The 23,534-nt window shown below is 62.0% G+C and carries 19 protein-coding genes; 5 read left to right on the top strand and 14 right to left on the bottom strand.

What is annotated here, in order from left to right:
• Positions 1 to 5 precede the first annotated feature (5 nt).
• Both HMPREF3087_RS00705 and HMPREF3087_RS00700 read right to left on the bottom strand, forming a co-directional pair.
• The gene (locus tag HMPREF3087_RS00705) at positions 6 to 1,577 is read right to left on the bottom strand and encodes a cytochrome ubiquinol oxidase subunit I (RefSeq protein WP_070427700.1); all 1,572 of its coding nucleotides are present in this window, start codon (positions 1,575 to 1,577) and stop codon (positions 6 to 8) included.
• Between the two features lie 167 nt (positions 1,578 to 1,744).
• Positions 1,745 to 3,856, bottom strand: a complete 2,112-nt coding sequence (locus HMPREF3087_RS00700; protein ID WP_082784650.1) for a DNA gyrase/topoisomerase IV subunit B — start codon at positions 3,854 to 3,856, stop codon at positions 1,745 to 1,747.
• A 99-nt stretch (positions 3,857 to 3,955) separates the two neighbouring features.
• Here HMPREF3087_RS00700 and HMPREF3087_RS00695 point away from each other — a divergent pair, with 99 nt between their 5' ends.
• Together HMPREF3087_RS00695 and HMPREF3087_RS00690 are read left to right on the top strand one after the other, a co-directional pair.
• Positions 3,956 to 4,762: an N-acetylmuramoyl-L-alanine amidase gene (locus HMPREF3087_RS00695; RefSeq protein ID WP_070427689.1), complete on the top strand. Its 807-nt coding sequence runs from the start codon at positions 3,956 to 3,958 to the stop codon at positions 4,760 to 4,762.
• 31 nt (positions 4,763 to 4,793) lie between these two features.
• Positions 4,794 to 5,564 (top strand): VOC family protein, encoded by a 771-nt coding sequence (locus HMPREF3087_RS00690; protein ID WP_061941260.1) that lies wholly within the window; start codon positions 4,794 to 4,796, stop codon positions 5,562 to 5,564.
• A gap of 121 nt (positions 5,565 to 5,685) precedes the next feature.
• Here the strand turns inward: HMPREF3087_RS00690 and HMPREF3087_RS00685 are convergent, their stop codons facing one another.
• On the bottom strand, positions 5,686 to 7,272 hold the full coding sequence (locus HMPREF3087_RS00685; RefSeq protein WP_070427687.1) for an RNA polymerase sigma factor: 1,587 nt from the start codon (positions 7,270 to 7,272) through the stop codon (positions 5,686 to 5,688).
• A gap of 165 nt (positions 7,273 to 7,437) precedes the next feature.
• Positions 7,438 to 8,547 (bottom strand): DUF4192 family protein, encoded by a 1,110-nt coding sequence (locus HMPREF3087_RS00680; RefSeq protein WP_070427686.1) that lies wholly within the window; start codon positions 8,545 to 8,547, stop codon positions 7,438 to 7,440.
• Between the two features lie 117 nt (positions 8,548 to 8,664).
• Between HMPREF3087_RS00680 and HMPREF3087_RS00675 the strand changes: the two genes are divergently transcribed.
• The 3 genes from HMPREF3087_RS00675 (at position 8,665) to HMPREF3087_RS00665 (ending at position 12,523) form a co-directional block, all read left to right on the top strand.
• Positions 8,665 to 9,462 (top strand): spermidine synthase, encoded by a 798-nt coding sequence (locus HMPREF3087_RS00675; RefSeq protein WP_061941266.1) that lies wholly within the window; start codon positions 8,665 to 8,667, stop codon positions 9,460 to 9,462.
• Between the two features lie 72 nt (positions 9,463 to 9,534).
• Entirely contained in the window at positions 9,535 to 11,733 is a 2,199-nt protein-coding gene (locus HMPREF3087_RS00670; RefSeq protein WP_083271944.1) for a HelD family protein, read from the top strand.
• A 94-nt stretch (positions 11,734 to 11,827) separates the two neighbouring features.
• Positions 11,828 to 12,523 carry an 8-oxoguanine DNA glycosylase OGG fold protein gene (locus HMPREF3087_RS00665; RefSeq protein WP_061941270.1) on the top strand — a complete coding sequence of 232 codons (696 nt, stop codon included), beginning with the start codon at positions 11,828 to 11,830 and terminating at the stop codon, positions 12,521 to 12,523.
• 143 nt (positions 12,524 to 12,666) lie between these two features.
• On the opposite strand, the gene nrdR is transcribed toward HMPREF3087_RS00665, so the two are convergent.
• The 10 genes from nrdR to ftsZ all read right to left on the bottom strand — a co-directional run bounded on the left by nrdR (position 12,667) and on the right by ftsZ (position 23,445).
• Entirely contained in the window at positions 12,667 to 13,140 is a 474-nt protein-coding gene (gene nrdR, locus HMPREF3087_RS00660) for a transcriptional regulator NrdR (RefSeq protein WP_061941272.1), read from the bottom strand.
• On the bottom strand, positions 13,140 to 14,453 hold the full coding sequence (hisD, locus tag HMPREF3087_RS00655; protein WP_083271943.1) for a histidinol dehydrogenase: 1,314 nt from the start codon (positions 14,451 to 14,453) through the stop codon (positions 13,140 to 13,142). Before hisD ends, nrdR begins: the two co-directional genes overlap by 1 nt.
• 80 nt (positions 14,454 to 14,533) lie before the next feature.
• Positions 14,534 to 18,040, bottom strand: a complete 3,507-nt coding sequence (gene dnaE / locus HMPREF3087_RS00650; RefSeq protein WP_070427698.1) for a DNA polymerase III subunit alpha — start codon at positions 18,038 to 18,040, stop codon at positions 14,534 to 14,536.
• 59 nt (positions 18,041 to 18,099) lie between these two features.
• The gene (locus tag HMPREF3087_RS00645) at positions 18,100 to 19,032 is read right to left on the bottom strand and encodes an RluA family pseudouridine synthase (RefSeq protein ID WP_070427684.1); all 933 of its coding nucleotides are present in this window, start codon (positions 19,030 to 19,032) and stop codon (positions 18,100 to 18,102) included.
• A complete protein-coding gene (locus HMPREF3087_RS00640) occupies positions 19,025 to 19,528 on the bottom strand; it encodes a signal peptidase II (protein WP_070427683.1) in 504 nt (167 codons plus the stop codon). Before HMPREF3087_RS00640 ends, HMPREF3087_RS00645 begins: the two co-directional genes overlap by 8 nt.
• An 83-nt stretch (positions 19,529 to 19,611) precedes the next feature.
• On the bottom strand, positions 19,612 to 20,430 hold the full coding sequence (locus tag HMPREF3087_RS00635) for a DivIVA domain-containing protein (RefSeq protein WP_062020847.1): 819 nt from the start codon (positions 20,428 to 20,430) through the stop codon (positions 19,612 to 19,614).
• 153 nt (positions 20,431 to 20,583) lie between these two features.
• Complete coding sequence (locus HMPREF3087_RS00630; protein WP_019175262.1) at positions 20,584 to 20,883, bottom strand: YggT family protein; 300 nt, start codon at positions 20,881 to 20,883, stop codon at positions 20,584 to 20,586.
• Positions 20,884 to 20,963: 80 nt separating this feature from the next.
• Positions 20,964 to 21,464 (bottom strand): cell division protein SepF, encoded by a 501-nt coding sequence (locus HMPREF3087_RS00625; protein ID WP_070427682.1) that lies wholly within the window; start codon positions 21,462 to 21,464, stop codon positions 20,964 to 20,966.
• A 75-nt stretch (positions 21,465 to 21,539) separates the two neighbouring features.
• Positions 21,540 to 22,244 carry a peptidoglycan editing factor PgeF gene (gene pgeF, locus HMPREF3087_RS00620; RefSeq protein WP_342341614.1) on the bottom strand — a complete coding sequence of 235 codons (705 nt, stop codon included), beginning with the start codon at positions 22,242 to 22,244 and terminating at the stop codon, positions 21,540 to 21,542.
• A gap of 52 nt (positions 22,245 to 22,296) precedes the next feature.
• Positions 22,297 to 23,445: a cell division protein FtsZ gene (gene ftsZ, locus HMPREF3087_RS00615; protein WP_061941281.1), complete on the bottom strand. Its 1,149-nt coding sequence runs from the start codon at positions 23,443 to 23,445 to the stop codon at positions 22,297 to 22,299.
• Positions 23,446 to 23,534: the final 89 nt, after the last annotated feature.

Here is a 23,534-nt window from a genome sequence, read left to right as displayed (position 1 = left end):
TCTCCTTAGTAGGCGAACGACAGGACGTCGTCGTCTTCGTGCTCGGCGCTCGGCTTGCTTCCCGAAGTGTCGAGTTCGGGCATAGCAGCCGCGACACCGCCGCGGGCGTACTTGATGATGAGGATGAGCTCGACGACCATCAGACCGCCGTACAGCAGGGTCAGGGCGACCAGGCTGAACAGCATGGCGCCGGCGGAAACGGACGGAGAGATCGCCGCGGCCGTGTAGAGCATGACCCCGTCGACGCCGTCAGCACCCATATTGGGGGCCACAACGAACGGCTGGCGGCCCATTTCGGTGAACACCCATCCGGCCGAGTTGGCAACGAACGGTGCCGCGATGCCCCACAGCGACAGGTGTGCGAGGAACTTCGACTTCGGCACGGTTCCCTTGCGGGTGGCGAACAGTGCGTAGCCGGCGAAGATCGCGGCGAGAGCACCGAATCCGATCATGAAGCGGAAGCCCCAATAGGTGACGATCATCAGCGGCTGGTAGTCGATCTTCTGTCCCGCGTAGTCGCGGTACATGGGGTCATCCGGGATGACGCCGCCGAATTTCTCTTCGTATTCCGGCAGAAGCGTCTTCACGCCGGGGACTTCTTCCGTGAAGTTCGAGTGGACGAGGAAGGACAGCAGACCGGGAACCTCGATGAGGGTCTTCGTGTCGTCACAGTGGTTGGAGTCGGGGATGCCGATCGTCAGCACCGAGAACGAGGTGCCGTCGGAGCAGGCGGCTTCCGCTGAGGCCATCTTCATGGGTTGCTGTTCGTACATGAGCTTGGCCTGAATGTCACCGGTGATGGCAACCGCGACGAAAGCGATGACTGCGGCCCAACCGCCGATACGCAGCGACTTGAACCACACTTCGTGGTCTTTTTTGTCGCGGCCGGGCACAGCGGGGTTTTCGCCCACGACGACGCGGCCCTTCTCATCGACCGTGTCGATGCCGTCCCTGCGGCGGCGGTACAGGTGGTACCAGGCAATGCCGAGCATGAAGGCGGCACCGCAGGCGAGCGAACCTGCAAGCGTGTGGGTGTAGGCAGCGATTGCGGTGTTGTTCGTGAGAACTGCCCAGATGTTGGTCATGACGGGACGGCCGTCGACCATTTCAACGCCGACCGGGTGCTGCATCCAGGAGTTGGCGACGATAATGAAGTACGCCGAGATCCACGCACCGATAACAGCACACCACAGAACAGTCAGGTGTGCGCGCTTGGACAGTCGACCCCAGCCGAAGATCCACAGGCCGAGGAATGTCGATTCGAGGAAGAACGCGATGAGCGCTTCCATAGCCAGAGGAGCACCGAAGACGTCGCCAACGAACTTCGAGTATTCCGACCAGGCCATACCGAATTGGAATTCCTGGACGATGCCGGTGGCAACGCCCATGATGAAGTTGACGAGGAAGAGCTTGCCCCAGAACTTCGTTCCGCGCAGCCACTTTTCGTCACCTGTACGGGTGTACATCGTCTGGAAGATTGCAACCAGCAGACCCAAACCGAGGGTCAGCGGAACCATCCAGAAGTGATAGACCGTGGTGATGCCGAATTGCCACCTGCCGATGAGCACCGGATCCACAATCGCCTCCTTGTTCGGCTTGGTCCGCCAGATGTGCACGCGCACGACGAACCGGTCATTATTATGCCGGTTCTAGACTACCGGCAGGGAACTTTCTGTGAGCACGCTGAGCATGCGTGGTCACGGGTGTCTCAGAATTCAGAATGGGCTGTTGAAGGCCCTGCTGATCAGGCGTCGATCTTCTCGGAGTCCATGACGTCGGCACCGGACACGATGAATTCGCGGCGCGGGGCAACCTCAGATCCCATGAGCAGGTTGAACGTGGTCTCGGCAGCGCCGGCATCGTCCATCGTGACACGGCGAAGAAGCCGATGCGCGGGATCCATCGTCGTTTCGGCAAGCTGGTCGGCATCCATTTCGCCGAGCCCCTTGTAGCGTTGCGGCGGCTTGTAGGCTTTGCCGCGCCGATCGAGCTTCTTCAGCTCACGGTGAAGCTCAGCTTCCGAATAGGTGTAGATGACGTCATTGGCTTTGCCGCGGTTGATGACCTCAATGCGGTGCAGCGGCGGCACTGCGGCAAACACGCGGCCAGCTTGGACCAGCGGACGCATGTAGCGGAAGAACAGCGTCAGCAGCAGGGTCCGAATGTGGGCGCCGTCAACATCCGCGTCGGTCATGATGATGACCTTGCCGTAGCGGGCAGCCTCCAGGTCGAAGCTGCGACCGGAACCGGCGCCGATCACCTGGGTCAGCGCCGCACACTCGGCATTCGCCAACATGTCCGACACGCTTGCTTTCTGCACGTTGAGGATCTTGCCGCGAATGGGGAACAGCGCCTGGTGTTCAGAGTTCCTGGCGGCCTTTGCGGTTCCCATCGCCGAATCGCCTTCGACGATGAACAGCTCGGTGCTGTCACCGTCACTGATGCGGCAGTCGTAGAGCTTGGCGGGCAGAGCCGAGGATTCGAGGGCGTTTTTGCGTCGCTGGTTGTCGCGATGCGTGCGCGCGGAGATGCGCGATTTCATTTCCGCGACAACCTTTTCCAAAAGCGCGTTCGCCTGAGCCTTTTCCTGGCGTTTGCTTGCCTCAAGACGTTCAGTCAGGCCGTCTTCGACGACTTTGCTGACAATCTGACGGACCGCGGGCGTTCCAAGAACCTCTTTTGTCTGTCCTTCGAACTGCGGTTCGGCAAGCTTGACGGTGACGACAGCCGTCAGCCCGGCCAGGACGTCCTCTTTATCGAGTTTGTCCTTGCCGACTTTGAGTTTGCGGGCATTGGCTTCAACTGCTTTGCGGACCGTCTTCACGAGGCCTGCTTCGAAGCCCGCCTGGTGGGTGCCGCCCTTAGGGGTGGCGATGATGTTGACGAAGCTCTTGATCCGAGTGTCGAAGCCAGTCCCCCAGCGCAGGGCGATGTCAACATCGACTTCCCTGTCGACATCGGTTGACACCATGTGGCCGGTCTTATCGAGGACTGGAACAGTTTCCGTGAAATCGCCCTTGCCGCTGAAGCGCCACACATCGGTGACAGCCGGGTCAAGCGCCAGATGATCGGCAAACGCGGAGATTCCACCGTCATAGCGAAACTCTTCTTCGCGACGTTCAATGACCTCGCCTGCTTCGTCGCGCGCAATGCCGCGTTCGTCGACGATTGTGATCTTCAGACCGGGAACGAGGAACGCGGTCTGCCGGGCACGGTCAACGAGCTTGTCGTATTCGAAGTCGGCGTCTTTCAGGAAGATCTGCGGGTCAGCCCAGTAGCGCACCCGCGTTCCGGTGACACCCCGCTTGGCCTTGCCGATGATCTCGAGCTTTTCACCCGGCTTGTTCTCAGTGAACGGACTTTCAGGGCTGGGGGCGCCGTCATCGGCGAAACGTCCGGGCCGACCCCGTCGGAACGACAGACGGTGAACCTTGGAAGCACGGGTGACTTCGACGTCCATACGTTCGGACAGCGCATTGACAACAGCACCGCCAACACCGTGCAGACCACCGACCGCAGCATAGGAACCGCCGCCGAACTTACCGCCGGCGTGCAGCTTCGTCATGACCAGTTCTACACCGCTCAGACCTGTCTTCGGTTCGATGTCAACGGGAATGCCGCGCGCACAGTCGTCCACCGCGACCGAGCCGTCAGGATAGAGAGTCACAGTGATCTCTTCTCCGTAGCCGGCCAGGGCTTCATCGACGGAATTGTCGATGATCTCCCACAGGCAGTGCATGAGACCGCGCGAATCAGTGGAGCCGATGTACATACCGGGCCGTTTGCGAACCGCGTCGAGCCCTTCCAGTACCTGGAGCTGCTGTGCGCCGTACTCTGCTTTGGCCGCCACTTCCACGTCCTTTCCCTCTGATGCCCTGCCATTGTAGGGCTCAGCCGGCGAAAGCCCGTGGATTTGCCCGCCGCCCTGTCATACCGGATGTGCTTCAATGTTCGTATGATTCTGCGCTCCCCCGCCCTTGCTGCCGCACTCTGTGCCCTCCTCCTGACCGGGTGCGCTGGCGGCACACCCGGGCCCGGCACCTCGTCAGCACCGGCAACCCCAACCGCAGCGAGTGATGCGCCCTCGAGCACCCCGACAGAAGACGAGGACTCCCAGCCGCTGGCTGGACTGACGATCGCAGTCGACCCCGGCCACAACGGCGGCAACATGAAGAACGCCTCAAAGATCTCCCGGCAGGTCGATGACGGCCGCGGCGGAACAAAAGCGTGCAACACAACCGGAACAGCCACACCAGATGGCTTTGCCGAACACGAATTCAATTGGAAAGTTGCTGAGCATCTGCGCACATTGCTCGAAGACAAAGGTGCGAGCGTCATCATGTCGCGCAAAGACGACACCGGCATCGGCCCGTGCGTTGATGAGCGCGGGAAGTTCGCAGCCGAGGCGGACATCCTCGTCAGCATCCACGCCAACGGCTCCGAAAGCACCAAGCCGTTCGGCTTCGGCGCCATCATCGCACCGGACCGCGAACACGCTGAATCCAAGAAGCTGGCCACCAGCCTTGTGAAAGGCCTCAAAGATGCGGACTTCCGCGCCAACCCCAGCTATGGCAAGAAGACCATCATCGAGCGCACAGATCTCGGCGGTCTCAATCACGCCACGGTGCCAGCCGTGCTCATGGAGATGGGCGAAATGCGCAACCCGGAAGAAGCAAAGACCATGAAGACGGATTCCGGCCGCAAGCGCTACGCCGAGGGGCTGGCTGCCGGCATCGAAGACTACTTCAAGGGCCGCGGCTGACCACGACAGCTTTACCTGCGACAATGGCCGGGTGACTGACTACACTGCTCAATCTGCTCAACCCGTCTGGTTGGAGCTCAGCTCCCCGCAGTCGGATGTTTCCACTAAGTTCTACAGCGAACTCTTCGGCTGGGAGTTCAGCGGCGCAGGCCCCCTTGGCCTTGGGTCGCAGGCGCTGCTCGGCGGACGCGCCGCCGCAGGCATCAGCCCACAGCCGCCGCAGGCGCCGGAAGGCCAGCCTGGCTTTTGGTCTGTCTACTTCCGCGCTGAATCGCTCGACACCTTCCTCACCGCTGTTGACGCCAGCGGCGGACAGGCAATGACGGTCGTTCCCGAATTCGATGGCGAAGCATCGGTTGCGCTTGTCTCGGACTCCGGCGGCACGGCATTCGGCGCGCTGACCTTTGACGATTCCCGCGGACTGGGAACAGTGGGCGAACTCGGTGCGGCCGTCTACTTCGAGCTGCACACTCACTCCCCTGAAAAGGCGGACTTCTACTCTGAGGTGTTCGGCTGGACCACGAGCACCGGACCGTCGACCATCCGCGAAGAAGCCCAGCTGTTCACCATGCCGGGTGATGTTGATCTGACGGCCGCTGTCGTGGACCTTTCCGGCACGCAGATCCCCTCGCACTGGGAAGCGTTCTACATGGTTGAAGACGTCGATGCCTTTGCCCAGAAGGTACCCGAACTCGGCGGCGCCCTGCTGGTCAAGCCGACCGACACTCCCCGCGGACGTGTCGCCAAGTTCATCGACCCGCACAATGCGGCTTTCGGCGTAATCGAACCCAACTGGCTGTAAGCCTTCCGCTTCAGCTCTGGGCGGCTGCAGGTCTTTCTGACTGAAACTTCGCAGGTAAGAGATCAGGCCCGGCCCCGTTTGACGGGGTCGGGCCTGATTGTCTCTGCGGCTGTTCCGCGTATCAGTCGAGGTAGTCGCGCAGCACCTGGGAGCGCGAGGGGTGGCGCAGCTTCGCCATGGTCTTCGATTCGATCTGGCGGATGCGTTCGCGGGTCACGCCGTACACCTTGCCGATTTCGTCAAGGGTCTTCGGCTGGCCGTCGTTGAGTCCGAACCGCATCGAGACCACACCGGCTTCGCGTTCCGACAGGGTGTCAAGCACCGAGTGGAGCTGTTCCTGCAGCAGAGTGAAGCTCACGGAGTCAGCGGGTACAACGGCTTCGGAGTCTTCGATGAGGTCACCGAATTCGGAATCGCCGTCTTCGCCCAGCGGGGTGTGCAGTGAAATGGGCTCGCGGCCGTACTTCTGCACTTCGACAACGCGTTCGGGCGTCATGTCGAGTTCCTTGGCGAGCTCTTCCGGGGTGGGTTCGCGGCCCAGGTCCTGCAGCATCTGACGCTGCACGCGGGCCAGCTTGTTGATGACTTCCACCATGTGCACCGGGATGCGGATGGTGCGTGCCTGGTCGGCCATGGCACGGGTGATTGCCTGGCGGATCCACCACGTGGCGTAGGTGGAGAATTTGAAGCCCTTCGTGTAGTCGAATTTTTCGACCGCGCGAATCAGACCGAGGTTGCCTTCCTGGATGAGGTCGAGGAACAGCATGCCGCGGCCGGTGTAGCGCTTGGCCAGCGAGACAACCAGACGAAGGTTGGCCTCCAGCAGGTGGTTCTTAGCGATGCGGCCGTCGTGGATGATCCACTTGTAGTCGCGCTGGTCGCGAGCTTCTTTGACTTCGCCGTTGTTCAGCAGGTGCTCGGCGTACATTCCGGCTTCGATCCGCTTGGCGAGGTCAACTTCTTCTGCCGCGTTGAGCAGTGCCACGCGGCCGATCTGCTTGAGGTAGTCCTTGACCGGGTCTGCTGTCGCGCCCGCGCTGACAACCTGCACCGTGGGCTGGTCGTCATCATCAGCGTCAGAAACGACGAAGCCGCCTGCTTCTTTGACTTCTTCGTCTTTCTTTTCTTCTTCGGCGTTGCGGGTTTCGGTTGCTTCGGCGTCGTCGGTCTCTTCCGGTTCTTCCGGGGTTTCGATGTCTTCGACGAGCTCGTCGTCCTTCTTCTTGCGAGTCGACTTCTTCGCCGCGGGCTTTTCAGCCGGCTTCTTGGCAGCGGTCTTCTTCGTCGCTGTTGTCGTTGTGGTTTCTTCGACTTCCGGTGTTTCCTCGACCGCAGTCTTCCTGGCAGCGGTGGACTTCTTCGCAGCCGTGGACTTCGCGGCTGTTGTCTTCTTAGCGGTGCTCGACTTAGCCGCAGTGGACTTAGCTGCCGTGGACTTCTTCGCAGCCGTGGATTTGGTAGTGCTCGACTTGGCGGTCGACTTCTTCGCAGTCGTCGACTTGGCGGTCGTCTTCTTCGCAGCAGTGGTCGACTTCGCCGCCGTGGTCTTCTTAGCAGCGGTCGCCTTTGTTCCGGCCGCCTTCGACTTCGCTGTCGTCGCGGTGCTCTTCTTGGCGGTGGTCTTGGACGCGGGCTTCCTCGCCGTCGTCTTCTTGGCAGCCGAGTCGTCTGCGCTGGTCTTCGTGGAGTCCTTGGGTGCGGTCGGCACGGTTCACCTTTCACTGCGTCTGCGGTGCCTTGAGTCTTCATGGCACTAGTAAGACCCAAGTCAAGTCTTCACACGCGGCCTGCCGTGCTCAAGCTGGGCTTAAGCTGGCTGCGCCGGATGCTGGGACCTACCGGGTCAACACTTTATCTTCTCACGGTATTCCGCTCAGACCCAATCGACTTCGTCAAACCGCTCGTGTCGCAGCCAGCCGGGCAGCACCGCCTGTTCGGCCGCGGCCGCCTGCAGCCGTGCCAGCGAGTGCTCTGAATCCAGGTGAAGAGCCGCTGCAGCGTAGTAGTCCGAGAACGACAAACGCCCCCTGACCCATTCCAGCCATGCGAGAACCGCGAGCGCATCAGGCAGAGCCTCACTCGAGGCGTAGGCCGCAATCATCTTCATGACTTCACACCCCAGCTGCAGCCGGCGCATATCGGGCAGCGCCGCACTGTAGCCCACGCACTCGCTCATGTACTCGGGATGAACAAACTCTTCCAACAGCCAACCTTCCGTATGCTCGTCACACTCTGCTGGCAGTTCGGCCGGCCGCAGTCCGGGATTCTGAAAAACCATGAGGAGCATGACTAGGTCCCGCCTGCGCGGATTGGTCAGCATGGCCTCAGCCGCGTTGAGTGCCTGTGGCGAGAATGCCCGGGCGCACTCTTCTGGCGCGACGCCTTCCGCGTGCAGGCTCTCCACCTTTGCCAGAGCGTCGGCCAGCTTCGGGAACGGCACTGTTGGTGTCCCGAAGAACTCTTTGGCCCGTACGATTTCGAGCTCTGGGGTTGGCAGTGCAGCCGCTTCCGCGATGCCAGCCGGGCGGCTGTTTTCCGTGTTGCACTGGCGCACATCACGCGGAGCGGCAAAATCACCGCACAGTTCACCCGCGGACCACACGGGCCGCCCCACGTCATAGCCGGAGTCGACCAGCAGATCGCAGACCGCGTAGATGCCGTCGCGGTGCACTTTCCACGACTGCGCCTCTATCGGCCCGCCCAATCCGAGAATGTCGTAGAGGTCATCACAGAAAACGACTGGCAGCACGGTTTTCACGCTGCCAAGACCGTGCACGAGGTCCACAACGTCTCCTGCGGATCCATCGGCGAAGCCCAGTGCGGCGGCTGTGCTGTAGTCGATGCGGAGCACGCCCAGGCCGGGTCCTTCTGTGTTGGGATCCATGATGCCCAGGAGGACCAGCGAATCCTCCGGTCTATAGCCGAGCATGTCCACTGCGGTTTCAATAATGTCTTCCGGTGTTCTGATGGTGATCTTCTTCATGCCAGAAGTGTTTTCCACTCACCTCCGCAGTGAAAACAGGTGGCGGGAGGCTGTGGACAGAGGCCAAGTTGTGCACAGGCTGGCGAACCTGAGTGCGAGCCTCCCTAGACTGACGGCATGGGCAGACAACGACGATCCGCTGAGCGCGAAGTAGACATCGACACGGGCACAGCTGTGCTTGAGGCCGTTGCCGGCGAACCCGACTCATACGTCCTGTGGGTCAACGGGGTCCCGTCGTCCTGCGTCACCCTGTCCGATCCCCTGCGGCTGGATTTCGAGTACCTCGATTGGATGTCGAGGATCGTCCGGGTGCGCCACGATGACGCCGATGGGCGCGGAACACCCCTGAGAGCAGTTCATATCGGGGCCGGAGGCTGCAGTCTGCCCCGCTGGATTGACGCGCACTGTCCCGGTTCTAAGCAGACAGCCATCGACATCGATGCCGCCCTGCTGGACAAAGTCCGGGAGTGGTTCGACCTGCCGAAGAAGCCCCGGCTGGCGCTGCGCGCGGGTGACGGCGCACGTGAAATCCACACCTTCCGGACCGGCAGCCTCGACGTGCTTGTCCGCGACGCCTTCGCCGGAAGCGAAACTCCGGCGCCCTTGGCAACACGCGAGTTCTTCGACCAGTGCGCGAACGTACTGGCCCCCAGCGGCACTTTCCTGCTCAATATCGCGGCAGCTCCACCTCATGAGCGGCTGAAAGGCGAACTGCGCTTACTGCAGCAGTCTTTTCCCTACGTCGCCCTGGCAATCGACCCGGGCAACATGCGCGGTCGCCGCTACGGCAACGCGGTCGGAATCGCCGCCCACACCCCACCCGAACCCGGCATCGTGGCCCGCGCCCTGCGCGGTGGGCCCGCAGTTGCCCGCGTCCTCGAGGGCACACAGCTGACAGCTTTCACCGGCCGTTGAATCCCGGCCCACCCCAGTGCGTGCGCGCGGGCGCGGCCACGGCATAATTGAATGCCGATCGGAGGGAGAACGGTGCCGGAAAACAGCGAAATCCAGCGGGAACAGACATACGTTTCCCGCGTCTATGAGCGCTTGGACAGCCTGCGCGAAGAAACGCACAGCAAACTCAGCGCCGTTCGGGCATCCAAAGTCGGCGGCAACCACCAAAACCGCTCAGAGCGCGATGCCTTCGCCACCATGTACGAAGACCAGCTGCTGCGCCTGCGCGAAGCTGAAACCGGCCTGTGCTTCGGCAGGCTCGACATGGCTGATGACAAGACCACCTACATCGGGCGCATCGGCATTTCAGATTCCGACCAGACTCAGCTGCTCATGGACTGGCGAGCACCCGCGTCCGAACCGTTCTACCGGGCCACCGCAGCCAACCCCACCGGCGTCATCCGCAGAAGGCACATCGCCACACGAGGGCGCACCGTCATCGGCCTGGAAGACGACGTCCTGGACCTCGATGCGCTGACCGCCGCCGAACGCGACGACCTGCACGGCGAAGGCGCGCTCATGGCAGCACTCGAAAGCCACCGCACGGGACGCATGGGCGATATCGTCGCGACAATTCAGGCAGAGCAGGACGAAATCATCCGCCGCCCCGCCGACCAAACGGTTGTCGTCCAGGGTGGACCCGGCACCGGGAAGACCGCGGTGGCCCTGCACCGCGCCGCATACCTCCTGTACAGGCAGCGCACCAAAATCGCCGGTTCGGGTGTGCTCATCGTCGGCCCCACGCCGGTTTTCCTCAAGTACATCGAACAGGTGCTGCCCAGCCTCGGCGAAACCGGCGCTGTTCTTCTGACCCCCGGCCAGCTGCTGCCCGGCTACGAGGCCAGTCTGCACGACGGGCCGAAAACCGCCGCCGTCAAGGGCAGCCTGCGGATGGTCGACGTCATCAAGCGCGCTGTGCGCGGCTACCAGCGGGTGCCCGACGGCGACCAAGAGCTCGCCGTCGGTGCGCAGCGGGTCACTCTCAAACGCAAGGCCGTGCGCAAGGCGATCAAGAACGCGCAGCGCTCGGGCAAGCCCCACAACGCGGCGCGCGAAGGCTTTGTCCAGCAGATCCTCGACGAACTCGTCGAACAGCTGCTGCAGAACTCACCCCTGGCCGGCATGGATGATCCGCGCGGCCACCACATGGCCGACCTGCGCATGTCGACGGATGTGCGCCGAGCCATCAACCTGTGCTGGTTGCCTGTCAGCGCTGGTCGTGTGCTGAGTGACCTGTACACGAAGCCGGCGAAACTCGTTGCCGCCTGCGATGGCCTGCTGTCCTACGAGGAGATGGCTCGCCTGCGCCGCGGCAAGGACGAGCCGATCACGGTTGAGGACATTCCGCTGCTCGACGAACTCGAGGAGCTGCTGGGCTCGGCTGAGGTGCGTCCGCGAGCGAACGCAGAAACGGAGTACGCGCAGGCTGTCAACGACATGATGGGCACGTCAGATTTCGTGTCTGCTGAGGTGCTCGCCCAGCGCTTTTCCGATGGCGGCGATCATCGTCCGCTGGCGGAGCGCGCCGCGGAGGATCGCGAGTGGACCTACGGACATCTGGTTGTCGACGAAGCTCAGGAGCTCAGCCCCATGCAGCTGCGCCTGCTGTTCAGGCGGGTGCCGAGCAAGTCCGCCACGATTGTCGGCGACCTCGCTCAAGCCAGTCTGACGGATGCCGCGCGCACGTGGGAGAGTGTGCTCTCCCCGCACGTGGGTTCCCGCCTGTCGCTGACCGAGCTGACGGTCTCCTACCGAACTCCCGCTTCGATCTTGGAACCGGCGAACGCGCTGCTGCGCACGCACTTCCCCAACCTCGAGGTGCCCACACCGGTTCGCGATGGCGACACGGCTCCCGCAGTGGCCCGGCTTTCCTCTGACGAGGTGCCGCCGGCTGCCGCTGTCTGGGCGGCCGGACAGCTGCGAGAGTTGGGAGGCGGTCGAGCCGCGGTCATCGGCACCTCGCCACAGCTGCGGGAAGCTGCACAGGCGTTGGAGGAGGCTGGCGTCGAGTACGGCATCGGCACGTCCGGCATCGACTTCCCCATTGCCCTGCTGCAGCCCCATCAGGCAAAAGGCCTGGAGTTCGATGCTGTCGCCCTCGTCGAGCCGGCTGACTTCGCACCCGCCGGGGATTCGACTGCCGTGGGCGATCTCTATGTTGCGCTCACCCGCGCAACAGCGCGTCTTGGCGTGTTTGAGAGCAGGGATTCGCTCGTCACCGCCTGGCTGTAAGAACAGTCCGCGGAAACCACCGCAGGCAGCGTGGCCTCGCTGTGTCAGTGCCTCGTGTAAGAGTGTCGGCACGAGCAGCAGAAAAGAGGCCATCATGTCATTTCCATCACCCCTGGAACTCTGCCGCGAACTGGGCACTCCCCACGGCAGCGAATCAACCGATGAAATTGAATTCTGTCCGCAGCATTTCGCCCAGTGGTGGCCGGAGGACTGCCCGCTGCCGGAAGTTCTGCACTCCGACGGCTGGAACGGCAGAGCGCGCATTTCGCGCGGTCAGCTGTTTGCGCTGGGCCGCGGCGTGAGCACCGCTGAGGATGCCGTGGAGTTCTTCGCCGCAGCGGCCGCCTACGGCAGCGGCACACAGGCCCGCAGCGTCTATCGAGCGTGCCGCGCACCGGCAGTCGATGGCTTCGGTCAGGTTCTTGCCGATCTCGTCGACCGCGGGCGCGGGCTTACCGCCGCGGAAACATTTTCCCTGTGGAACGGCGCCGTACCGTTCATCGGACCGTCCACTTTCACCAAGCTCGCCTATTTCTCACAGCCGGAATGGTCTTTGGAAACAGCCGACAAGCCCATGATTCTCGACGGCCGCATACTGCGCGCCCTCGGCTCTTCGGGTGCCACGATTTCGTCACGGCTGTATCAGGACTATCTTGACGTTCTGGCTATGACAGCAGCCCTTGCTGATTGGCCAGAATCTGCGGTTGAAAGGCGATGGACGCACATGGGGCTAAAGCTGTTGGGGTCTCCGGCATCCGGCACTGACCGCGCACCGGCAGCTCTGCTGTAATCGCTGGTCAGGGCGCTGCCTGAGTGTTGAAGGGAAATAAAAACAGGCGGCACCGGCTTCCCCTCCGATGCCGCCTGTTGCGACCACACTTAAGTGTGTGCCCTCATTTTATACACATGCACTGTGCGGGGCGCAAGTCACTGTCAGAATTCTTTCTCTGCAGCCCGTCCGTCGCGTTCGGCGCGCAGTGATTCAATGGCTTCTTCGAAGTCTTCGAGGCTTTCAAAGCCCTGGTACACACTGGCAAAGCGCAGGTAGGCCACCTGGTCGAGCTCGCGCAGCGGGCTCAGAATTGTCAGGCCCACTTCGTCCGCATCGATTTCAGCAACACCACGAGCACGGATTGCCTCTTCGACCGTCTGGGCGAGCTTGGCGAGGTCGTCTTCTTCGACCGGACGACCCTGGCAGGCTTTGCGCACACCGGAAATCACCTTGGAACGAGAAAACTCCTCGGTCACACCCGAACGTTTGATGACAGACAGGCTGGTGGCCTCCATTGTGGTGAAACGGCGGCCGCACGCGGTGCACTGCCGGCGCCTGCGGATCGAGGCGCCGTCTTCGGCAGTCCGCGAATCCACAACGCGCGAATCAGCATTGCGACAGAAAGGACAGTGCATCAGCCCTCCATCCGGATCTGCACGGCTGCACCGTGCGCGGGCAGGTCTTCCACTCGGCTGAACGCGCTGATGTGACCGGCAACGGCCTCCAGCGCCTCCTTCGAGTAGCTGATCACCTGACTGCCCTTCATAAACGACATGGTGCCCAGCGCGGAGGCAAAAGCTGCCGAACCGACAGTGGGAAGCACGTGGTTAGAGCCGGAGCAATAGTCGCCCAGAGCCACGGGAGAATAATCGCCGATGAAAACCGAACCTCCGTTGACGATTCCACGCGCGGCTTCCTCTGCGCCGTCGCCGTGAACTTCAACGTGTTCGCCCGCATAGGCGTTTGCCACGGCAATCGCGTCGTCCTGAGAGGACACCAGGATCGTGCCGGACTGTTCGCCCCGCAGAGCCTGTTCGACACGCTCGCGGTGTGGGGTTTTCGCCGTCTGTTCGGCAAGAGCCGCATCGACGGCATCAGCGAAGTCTTCGCTGTCGGTCACCAGAACCGAAGCGGCAAGGGGGTCGTGCTCCGCTTGGCTCAGAAGGTCAGCCGCAACAAAGTCGGGGCGTGAACCGCTCAAAGCTACAACGATGATCTCGGTGGGACCGGCAACAGCGTCAATGCCCACAACATCGCGCACTTCGGCCTTTGCCGCAGCGACAAAGGCGTTGCCCGGACCGGTGATGAGATCCACTGGCTCAAGATCTTCCCCACCAGAGAATCCGTATGCGAAAGCACCGATCGCCTGGGCTCCGCCCATCGCCCACACTTCGGTCACTCCGAGCAGGTGGGCGGCCGCCATGACCGTGCGGTTGGGCAGACCGTCAGGGCCCGGAGGCGAAGCAATCGCCATCGACTTCACGCCGGCCGTCAAAGCCGGCACAGCGTTCATCAGCACAGTAGACGGGTACGCGGCCAGTCCGCCGGGAACATACAGGCCCACCCGCTCGACCGGCTGCCATCTGCTGGTGACGGTGCCGCCATGGGCGAAAGTCTGGGTGTCATCCGAGGGCAGCTGTCCAGCGGACACACGCTCCAGCCGAGCACGGGCTTCACGCAGAGCTGCTGCGACATCCGCGGGAAGATCGTCATAGGCCTTTTTCAGTTCTGCCTCGGGAACACGCACGCGCTCCAACCGCACACCGTCAAAGCGGTGGGTGAGGTCAACAACTGCTTCGCGCCCGCGTTCACGCACGTCAGCAAGCACCCCGGCTGCCGCACCCGCGGCGTGGGAAAAGCCCGCGTGGGCTCGCGGCACCGCGGTGCGAAGGGTGCGGCGGTCCATGTCTGTGTTGCGCAGATCGATGCGGCGAAGAAGTTCAGTCACACCGTTAGTCTACGGATCCCAGCGGAGCAGATTGTGCTGCACCCGCCTCGTGAGTCCAGCCAGAGAACAGCCAGCGGCTGTCAGCCCTGCAGACAGCGCGGGCCCAAAAGGGCCTTGAGGTCACCGAAGAGGCTCGGGCCGCTGGTCACACTGCAGGAACTGTCCAAACGCATAAGGGTGGTGCGTCCAGGTTCCTTGATGGCCAGGCGCACCTCTGTGGCCCCACGGTTGGACCGCAGGATGTCACCGAGCTGGGTGACCAACTGTTCGCTCAGCAGCGAGTGCGGAACGGTGAGCACGAGGGGGCGGTCCTCGGGGTCAGTGACATCCGGAATCGTCATCGACTGGGCCATGAGCGACGTCGGCCGGTCATCCGACTGGCGAACTCGGCCGGTGATCGTCACCACCAGGTCGATGGCCAACAGCGAGGCAACGGGTTCGTAGACGTCGCCGAAGAACATGATCTCCAGGCTCGCTTCCAAGTCCTCGACCGTGACGATGGCATAGGGCTTGCCGGAGTTCTTCGACACTTTGCGCTGCACCTGCGTGATGATGCCGCACACCGTCACACTCGAACCGTCGCGCACGTGGCTTTCAGGATCCAGCAGCTGCACAATCGACGTATCGGCTTCGCTCGCCAACACACCCTCGAGTCCGTTGAGCGGGTGATCCGACACGTACAGGCCGATCATTTCGCGCTCAAAGGCGAGCTTTTCCTTCTTGTCCCATTCGGGCCGGTCCGGCACGGGGACCGAGAATTCAGCTCCCTCGCCTTCACCCAAACCGGCAAACAGGTCGAACTGGCCGACAGCCTCCTGCCGTTTGACGCCGATGACCGAGTCCACAGCTTCCTCGTGGATCTCGACCAGAGCGCGCCTGGTTTCACCGAGAGAGTCAAAAGCGCCCGATTTGATGAGCGATTCCACCGTGCGCTTATTGCACACGTGGGAGGGCACTTTGTCCAGGAAATCCGAGAACGAGGTGAAGTCGTCCTTTTCAGCGCGGGCGTTGACGATTCCATCAACCACGTTGTCGCCCACATTGCGCACGGCCCCCATGCCGAAGCGAATGTCGTCGCCGACCGGGGTGAAGTTCAGCTGCGATTCGTTGACGTCCGGCGGCAGCACCGTAATGTGCATCTTCCGGCACTCGTTGAGGTAAAGGGCAAGCTTGTCCTTGTTGTCAGCAACCGAGGTCAGCAGCGCCGCCATGTACTCGGCCGGATAGTGCGCCTTAAGGTAGGCGGTCCAGTAGGACACCACACCGTAGGCGGCGGAGTGCGCCTTGTTGAACGCGTAGTCCGAGAACGGCAGCAAGATGTCCCACAGCGCCTGCGCAGCTTCTTTCGAGTAGCCGCGTTCCTTCATGCCGCCGAAGAAGCCCTCCTGCTGGGCATCCAGTTCGGCCTTTTTCTTCTTGCCCATAGCGCGGCGCAGAATATCTGCCTGACCGAGCGAATATCCGGCGACCTTCTGCGCGATCGCCATGACCTGCTCCTGGTAGATGATCAGGCCGTAGGTCGTGTCGAGGATCTCTGCCAGGGGTTCGGCAAGTTCCGGGTGGATTGGGGTGATCGGCTGGAGACCGTTTTTGCGCTTGGCGTAGTTGGTGTGTGAATCCGCGCCCATGGGGCCTGGGCGGTACAGGGCCAGGGTTGCCGAAATGTCTTCGAAGTTGTCCGGCTTCATCAGCCGCAGCAGACCTTGCAGTCCCCCGCCGTCCAGCTGGAACACACCGAGGGTGTCCCCGCGGGCCAGAAGTTCGTAGGTCGCCCGGTCATCCAGTTCGAGGGTTTCCAGATCGAGGTCGAAGTCGCGGTTGACCTTGATGTTCTCAATCGCGTCCGAAATGATCGTCAGGTTCCGCAGCCCCAAGAAGTCCATCTTGATCAGTCCGAGGCCCTCAGCTGTCGGATAGTCGAACTGCGTGATGACCTGGCCGTCCTGAATACGGCGCATGATCGGGATGACATCGATGATCGGCGCTGAGGACATGATGACGCCGGCGGCGTGCACGCCCCACTGCCGTTTCAGGCCCTCCAGGCCAAGTGCTGTGTCGAAGACTTCGCGTGCTTCCGGATCGTTTTCGATGAACGTACGGAAGTCCCCGGCTTCCCCATAGCGAGGCGCCTTGGGGTTTTCGATATCGGCCAGGGGAATGTCCTTGGCCATGACCGCCGGCGGAAGCTCCTTTGTCAGCCGCTCCCCCAGCGAGAACGGTTTGCCGAGCACGCGCGCGGAGTCTTTCAGCGCCTGCTTGGTTTTGATGGTGCCGAAGGTGACGATCATCGAAACGTATTCGGAGCCGTATTTGCGGGTTACGTATTCGATGACCTCGCCGCGTCGACGGTCGTCGAAGTCGACGTCGAAGTCGGGCATCGACACGCGGTCGGGGTTGAGGAACCGTTCGAAGATCAGTCCGTGTTCAAGCGGATTGAGGTCGGTGATGCGCAGGGCGTAGGCGACCATGGAGCCCGCACCGGAGCCTCGGCCGGGGCCTACGCGAATGCCGTTGTCCTTCGCCCAGTTGATGAAGTCGGCAACCACGAGGAAGTAGCCGGGAAATCCCATATTCGAGATGATTCCGAGCTCATAGTCCGCCTGCTTGCGCACATCGTCGGGAATGCCGTCGGGGAACCTGTAGTGCAGACCCTTGTCGACTTCCTTGTACAGCCAGGACTCTTCGTCTTCGCCGTCTGGTGTGGGGAACTTCGGCATGAAGTTCGCATTCGTGTCAAAAGACACATCACACATTTCGGCAATGCGCAGGGTGTTGTCGCAGGCCTCCGGCATTTCTTTGAACAGGGCCCGCATTTCGGCCGCGGATTTCAGGTAGTAGCCGGTGCCGGAGAACGCAAAGCGCGAACCGCCCTGATCGTAGGTCGGTTCGATGAGCTTCGAACCGGATTGGATGGCCAGGAGCGCTTCGTGGGCTTTTGCGTCAGATTCGTGGGTGTAGTGGAGGTCGTTGGTTGCCACGAGCGGCAGGTCGAGGCGTTTGGCGATCTCGAGGAGGTCTTTGGACACGCGCTTTTCAATGCTGAGCCCGTGGTCCATGATTTCGCAGAAGAAGTTCTCTTTGCCGAAGATGTCTTGGAACTCCGCTGCGGCGGCAAGTGCCTCATCGAACTGACCGAGGCGCAGGCGCGTCTGCACTTCTCCGGAAGGGCATCCGGTTGTTGCGATGATGCCCTCGGAGTGCTTCGACAGCAGTTCCCGGTCCAGGCGCGGCCATTTGCCGAAAACCGAGTCAAGAGAAGCCATGGAGGCGGCTTTGAACAGGTTCGACATTCCCCGGTTGTCGCGTGCCCACATGGTCATGTGGGTGTACGCACCGCCGCCGGATACGTCGTCGCCGCGCTGGGCTTCGTCAGTCCGCCATTTGACGCGAGTCTTGTCGTGCCGTGAGGTTCCCGGTGTCACATAGGCTTCCAAGCCGATGATCGGCTTGATTCCGTTGGCGACAGCCTGCGAGTAGAAGTCGAACGCACCGAACAGGTAGCCGTGATCGGTGATCGCAATCGAATCCATACCGCTGGCTTTGACAGCCTGCATGAGATCTCCGAGGCGTGCCGCCCCGTCGAGCATCGAGTATTCGGTGTGAACGTGCAGGTGCGAAAAGCTGTCAGCCACGGATTCTGCTCTCCTTACTCGCCGGCGGCAGCGCGCAGGTGGTCGAGCGCGTTCTGCAGATCAGCCGGGTACTGGGATTCGAATTCTACGTACTCCCCCGATTCGGGATGTACGAACCCCAGTCGCACGGCGTGCAGCCATTGCCGCTCAAGCCCCAGTTGTTGGGCCAAGACCGGGTCGGCTCCGTAGGGAAGGTCACCGCAGCACGGGTGTTTCGTAGCGGACATGTGCACGCGAATCTGGTGGGTGCGCCCGGTTTCCAGATCGATTTCGAGCAGACTGGCCGACCTGAAAGCTTCCAGCAGCGTGTAGTGGGTGATGGCGTGTTTGCCTTCTGACCGGACAGCGTACAGGCCGTCACGGCGCGGATGGCGTCCGATGGAGGCTTCAATTGTTCCGACCACGGGGTCTGGCAGCCCCTGGACGAGCGCGTGGTAGGTCTTGTCGACTTCCCTCTGTTTGAAGGCCCGTTTGAGGACAGAGTAGGCGTGTTCGCCTTTTGCGACGACCATGACTCCCGAGGTGCCAACATCAAGGCGGTGCACGATGCCCTGGCGTTCCGCGGCTCCGCTCGTGGCGATCTTGTGCCCGGCTGCCGCAAGACCGCCGATGACCGTCGGCCCTGACCAACCGGCTGCGGCATGGGCAGCGACGCCGATCGGTTTGTCTACGACGATGATGGCGGGGTCTTCGTAGAGGATCTTCATGCCGGGCACGGGATCAGCCACGATGCTCAGCGGCTTTTCCGGTTCTGGCATGATGACATCGACACGAGCTCCGCCGGTCACACGCGAAGACTTCTGGGCGAGAGCGCCGTCAATGTGCACTCCGCCCTCAGCCGCAATCTGGGCGGCTTTCGACCGTGACAGACCCAAAAGCCTCGACAGTGCAGCGTCGATGCGTTCACCGTCAAGACCTTCGGGAATGAGAAAAGAGCGCTCAGTCATGGTTCTCCTGCGGTTGAGCCTGCGCTTCGTCCAGCGGGGTGCCCTTGAGTGCAGCCAGCATGAGAATTGCCGCCGCCCCGGTGATCGCGATGTCGGCAACATTGCACACGAAGAAATGCAGGTCAATGAAGTCGACAACCGCGCCGTGGAAGAACCCGGGCGGTCGGAACAGGCGGTCGAACAGGTTGCCCAGCAGGCCTCCCTGCAGAAGCCCGAGTCCAACCGCCCACAGCGGTGAGCGCAAACGGCGGGCCGCAATCACGATTGCAAAGAACACGGCAACGGCAATCGCGCTGAAAATCCACGTGCTCGATGCGCCCATGCCGAAGGCCGCACCGGGATTGCGCAGGAACGCGAATCCCACAAGGTCCCCGATGACTGCAATGCGCGGCTGGCCTTCGAGTGCCATGACTGCGATCGCCTTGGTCGCTTGGTCAAGTGCGAAGGCCAAGGCTGCGATGCCGGCCAACAGCAGACGTGCTGAGCGTCGAGTCACGGTTCTCCTGGGAAGCTGCGTTCAGGGATCGGATACAAGCAGAGGCGGCCATCAGAAGATGGCCGCCTCTGTCATGTGAGAGATCAGAGTGAGTTCGAGTTTCCGCCCACCTTGCTGCCGGAAAGGGTTTCCGGTGCGAGGGTGCCCGAGCTTTCGAGGTCGCGGAGCTGGTCCGACAGGTAGCTCTTGAGGCGGGTGCGGTACTGGCGTTCGAAGTTCTGCAGACCGTCGATTTCGCGTTCGAGCGAAGCCTTCTGGTTCTCCAGCTGGCTCAGCGTTTCGTCACGCTTCTTTTCGGCGGCCGACAGGATGTCAGCGGACTTCTTTTCGGCTTCGCCGATCAGCTTGTCGCGGGTGCGCTCACCTTCGGCAACGTGTTCGTCGTGGACGCGCTGGGCCAGAGCGATCAGGCCGTGAGCGTCCTGGTCGCCGCCCTGTGCGGCGGGAGCGGCAGCAGACGCACCGACGGCGGCACCGGCAACACCGGCGGAAGCGGCCGGGGCGGCAGGAGCCTTGGGAGCTTCCTTGGCTTCAGGAGCTTCCTTAGCGGCTGCTTCTTCCTTAGGCTTGTCAGCCTTCTCAGCCTTGTCGGCTTCGACCGGGGCAGAGGTTTCGGTCTTGGCGGGAGCCTGCGGAGCAGTTGCAGGAGCAGCCTCAGCCTTCTTTTCAGCCTTGGGAGCTTCAGCCGGAGCAGAGGCGGGAGCCTTCTTCGACTGCAGTTCTTCAACCTTGGCTTCGGCAGCCGAGAGCTTCTGGCGAAGATCGTCGTTTTCGGTGTAAAGACGGCGCAGTTCAACTACGACCTCGTCAAGGAAGTCGTCGACTTCGTCCTGGTCGTAACCTTCACGGAACTTAACGTGCTGGAACCGCTTGTTAACTACGTCTTCAGGCGTAAGCGCCATGAGCCCACCTTTTATCGAGATTACAGTTGCTACATCGATGAACGATATTAAACAACACTTTAGACCACAGCGAGGCGTTTTGTCTTTTCGAATGCCTGCTCAGGCCGGCTGAATTGTGATTTTTTGCAGAACTTCGCTATGTGAAAGCCACTGCTACAGCATTGTGTAGCCGAAGCGAATGAGCATCCCGGCGAGAACCTGCACCGCGATGAAGACGATGATGAAACCCAGGTCAAGGGCAATGCCTCCCAAGCGCAGCGGGGGAATCACCTTGCGAACCGCTTTCACCGGCGGATCCGTCAGTGTGTAAATGATTTCAGCGACTGCCAGCATGAAGCCCTGCGGCCGCCAGTCACGGCTGAAAACCTGAATCAGATCAAAAATCACGCGCGCGATGAGCACGTAGACGTACAGGTTGAGCAACATGCCCACGATGATGAATGGATAACCCACTCTGTGCCCTTTCCAATGAAGAAGGCGGCGGGTGTTGCCCCGCCGCCCCCTAGAGTACCCGGAGTACCCGGTCGGTTCTCTCAGCTCTGGTTGAAGAAGCTCGCCTGCGAATCTTCTTCACCGTCAGCTTCTGCGGTCACTTCGATGTTCTCGGGTGTCAGGAGGAACACCGAGTTCGTGACCTTTTCGATGGAACCGCGCAGGCCGAAGATCAGGCCGGCAGAGAAGTCCACGAGCCGCTTGGAGTTCGCTTCGTCCATAGCGGACAGGTTCATGATGACCGGCACGCCTTCACGGAAGGTGGTGCCGATGATCTTGGCGTCGTTGTACGAACGGGGGTGAATCGTCTGAATGCGAGACATAGTTGAGGGTGCCGCCGTTTCTACCGGGCGCACGGATGCGCGGATGGGAGTGACCTGCGCGGGTTCGGGAGCAGGTTCATTCGGGACGATCGAGGTTGGCTCGGACGCCGGTTCAGCCTGCTCGGGCTGTTCAGCGCGCACTTCTTCGTGCGCGTAGACGTCGTCGTACTCTTCTTCGCCGAAGCCGAAGTAGTTGCCGATCTTCTTCAGAGTAGACACGGGACCTCCTGGTGCCGTCCGGGGGAAACTCTCTCCACGAAACTATCGCAGAGCGAGTACAAATAGATCGATCATCTAAGGCGTGTCGCGGCGTGATTCAAACCATGCGACAACAGCCATCCGGCCGGTGGTCTGTTCGCGCCGGTAGGAGTACAGCTCAGAAGCTTCATATGTGCAGGTGCGCGAAAACTCCGCGATCTCAACACCCGCCTGCACCAGCTGATGAGCAACTCCGCCCGCTACGTCGATCGCGGCTGTTCCCGCAGCGGAAACTGCTCCGGCAACCGGGCAGACTTCCATAGCCTCGGCGCGCATCCGATCAGGAACCTCATAACAGCGAGGGCAGATGGACGGGCCGATGTAGGCGAAGATGCTTCGGGCACCCGCCTCGCGCATTTCTTCGACAGCGCGCACCGCAACGCCGTCCAGCATGCCGCGGCGTCCCGCGTGCACAACTCCGATGTGTCCAGTGTCCGGTGCAGCGAGTGCCACGGGAACGCAGTCAGCGGTCAGTACGGCCAACCCGATTCCCGCCAAAGACGTGATCTGCGCATCGGCCTGCGGCCCTTCAGCGACGTCGCCTTCCGTCTGCACGTGGTGGACGTCAGTTCCGTGCACCTGGCTGACGAAGCTGATCTTGTCGGCCGAAAGCGACAGTGCCGCAGCCAACGCGGAACGGTTGGCGTCGACGAGGGTGTCGTCGTCGCCAACCGAACGGCCCAGATTGAGCGAACTGAAGCGGCCAGAGCTGTAGCCGCCCCAGCGATCAGTGAAAGCCACGTGGGCTTTCCCCGCTGAACCGCTGAGAACGTGCCTGGCCTGCAGCACTGCGTTACTTCAGGAAAGAGGGAATGTCGAGCGAATCGCCGCCGAAGTCATCGCGCTCATCCGGCAGTTCCTGCGGGATGTCGTTCTTCGGTTCAGCTTCAGTGACCTCCGGAGCAGGGCTCTCTTCGCGAGCTGCCTGCGCCGTGGCGGCGGTCTGTGCGGAAGGCACAGCCGGCGCGGCCTGCTGGCCTTCGCGGTCGCCCTTAGGGGTCGGGTCGAAGCCAGCGGCGATGACGGTCACGCGGACTTCGTCACCCAGGGCCGAGTCGATGACATTGCCGAAGATGATGTTTGCTTCGGGGTGAGCGGCTTCCTGCACGAGGCGGGCAGCTTCGTTGACCTCGAACAGGCCGAGGTCTTCGCCACCCTGGACGAGCATGAGCACGCCGTGCGCACCGTCGATGCTGGCCTCCAGAAGCGGCGAGGAGATGGCAGCTTCCGAAGCCTGGATCGCGCGGTCTTCGCCGACTGCCGAGCCGATGCCCATGAGCGCCGTGCCGGCGTCCTGCATAACCGACTTGACGTCGGCGAAGTCGAGGTTGATGTAGCCGGGAGTGGAAATGAGGTCCGTGATGCCTTGCACACCGGAGCGCAGGACTTCGTCTGCGGCGTTGAACGCTTCGACGATCGTGACGTTCTTGTCGGAAATCGACAGGAGGCGGTCGTTCGGGATGACGATGAGCGTGTCGACTTCTTCACGCAGTGCGGCAATGCCGGCCTCGGCCTGTTCCGAACGGCGGCGCCCCTCGAATGTGAAGGGACGTGTGACAACGCCGATCGTCAGAGCCCCCAGGCTGCGTGCGATGCGCGCAACAACGGGAGCCGCACCGGTGCCCGTGCCACCGCCTTCGCCGGCGGTGACGAAGACCATGTCGGCGCCTTCGAGCGCTTCCTTGATGGCGTCTTCGGAGTCTTCTGCGGCGCGCTTGCCGATCTCAGGATCAGCGCCTGCGCCGAGGCCGCGGGTAAGTTCGCGGCCGATTTCGATTTTGGTGTCTGCTTCGGACAGAACAAGGGCCTGGGCATCGGTGTTGATTGCGATGAACTCAACTCCGCGCAGACCGGCGTCGATCATGCGCTGGACAGCGTTGACACCACCACCGCCGGTGCCGGCAACTTTGATCTCAGCTCCGGAATTGGGGTATTCAGCCAAGTCGATTCCTCTTTCAGCGGTCGATGCCGATAATGGTCTTCGTCAGAACGGTATTAAAGCCGCTATGCGTGTGCAACCACCCGCGCGGT

Origin of the sequence: Brevibacterium sp. HMSC22B09, from assembly GCF_001806795.1 — a bacterium.
GTDB classification, from domain to species: domain Bacteria; phylum Actinomycetota; class Actinomycetes; order Actinomycetales; family Brevibacteriaceae; genus Brevibacterium; species Brevibacterium ravenspurgense.
The sequence above is the reverse complement of the archived record's forward strand: the minus strand, read 5'-3'. Positions and strand labels throughout refer to the sequence as shown.

Excerpts from the sequence above, each read along its gene's own strand:
- HMPREF3087_RS00635 (WP_062020847.1), bottom strand. The coding sequence starts at position 20,430 with ATGGCGCTTACGCCTGAAGACGTAGTTAACAAGCGGTTCCAGCACGTT.
- dnaE (WP_070427698.1), bottom strand. The coding sequence starts at position 18,040 with ATGCTCGACGGGGCGGCACGCCTCGGAGATCTCATGCAGGCTGTCAAA.
- HMPREF3087_RS00645 (WP_070427684.1), bottom strand. The coding sequence starts at position 19,032 with ATGACTGAGCGCTCTTTTCTCATTCCCGAAGGTCTTGACGGTGAACGC.
- nrdR (WP_061941272.1), bottom strand. The coding sequence starts at position 13,140 with ATGCACTGTCCTTTCTGTCGCAATGCTGATTCGCGCGTTGTGGATTCG.
- HMPREF3087_RS00675 (WP_061941266.1), top strand. The coding sequence starts at position 8,665 with ATGGGCAGACAACGACGATCCGCTGAGCGCGAAGTAGACATCGACACG.
- HMPREF3087_RS00680 (WP_070427686.1), bottom strand. The coding sequence starts at position 8,547 with ATGAAGAAGATCACCATCAGAACACCGGAAGACATTATTGAAACCGCA.
- HMPREF3087_RS00695 (WP_070427689.1), top strand. The coding sequence starts at position 3,956 with ATGATTCTGCGCTCCCCCGCCCTTGCTGCCGCACTCTGTGCCCTCCTC.
- HMPREF3087_RS00665 (WP_061941270.1), top strand. The coding sequence starts at position 11,828 with ATGTCATTTCCATCACCCCTGGAACTCTGCCGCGAACTGGGCACTCCC.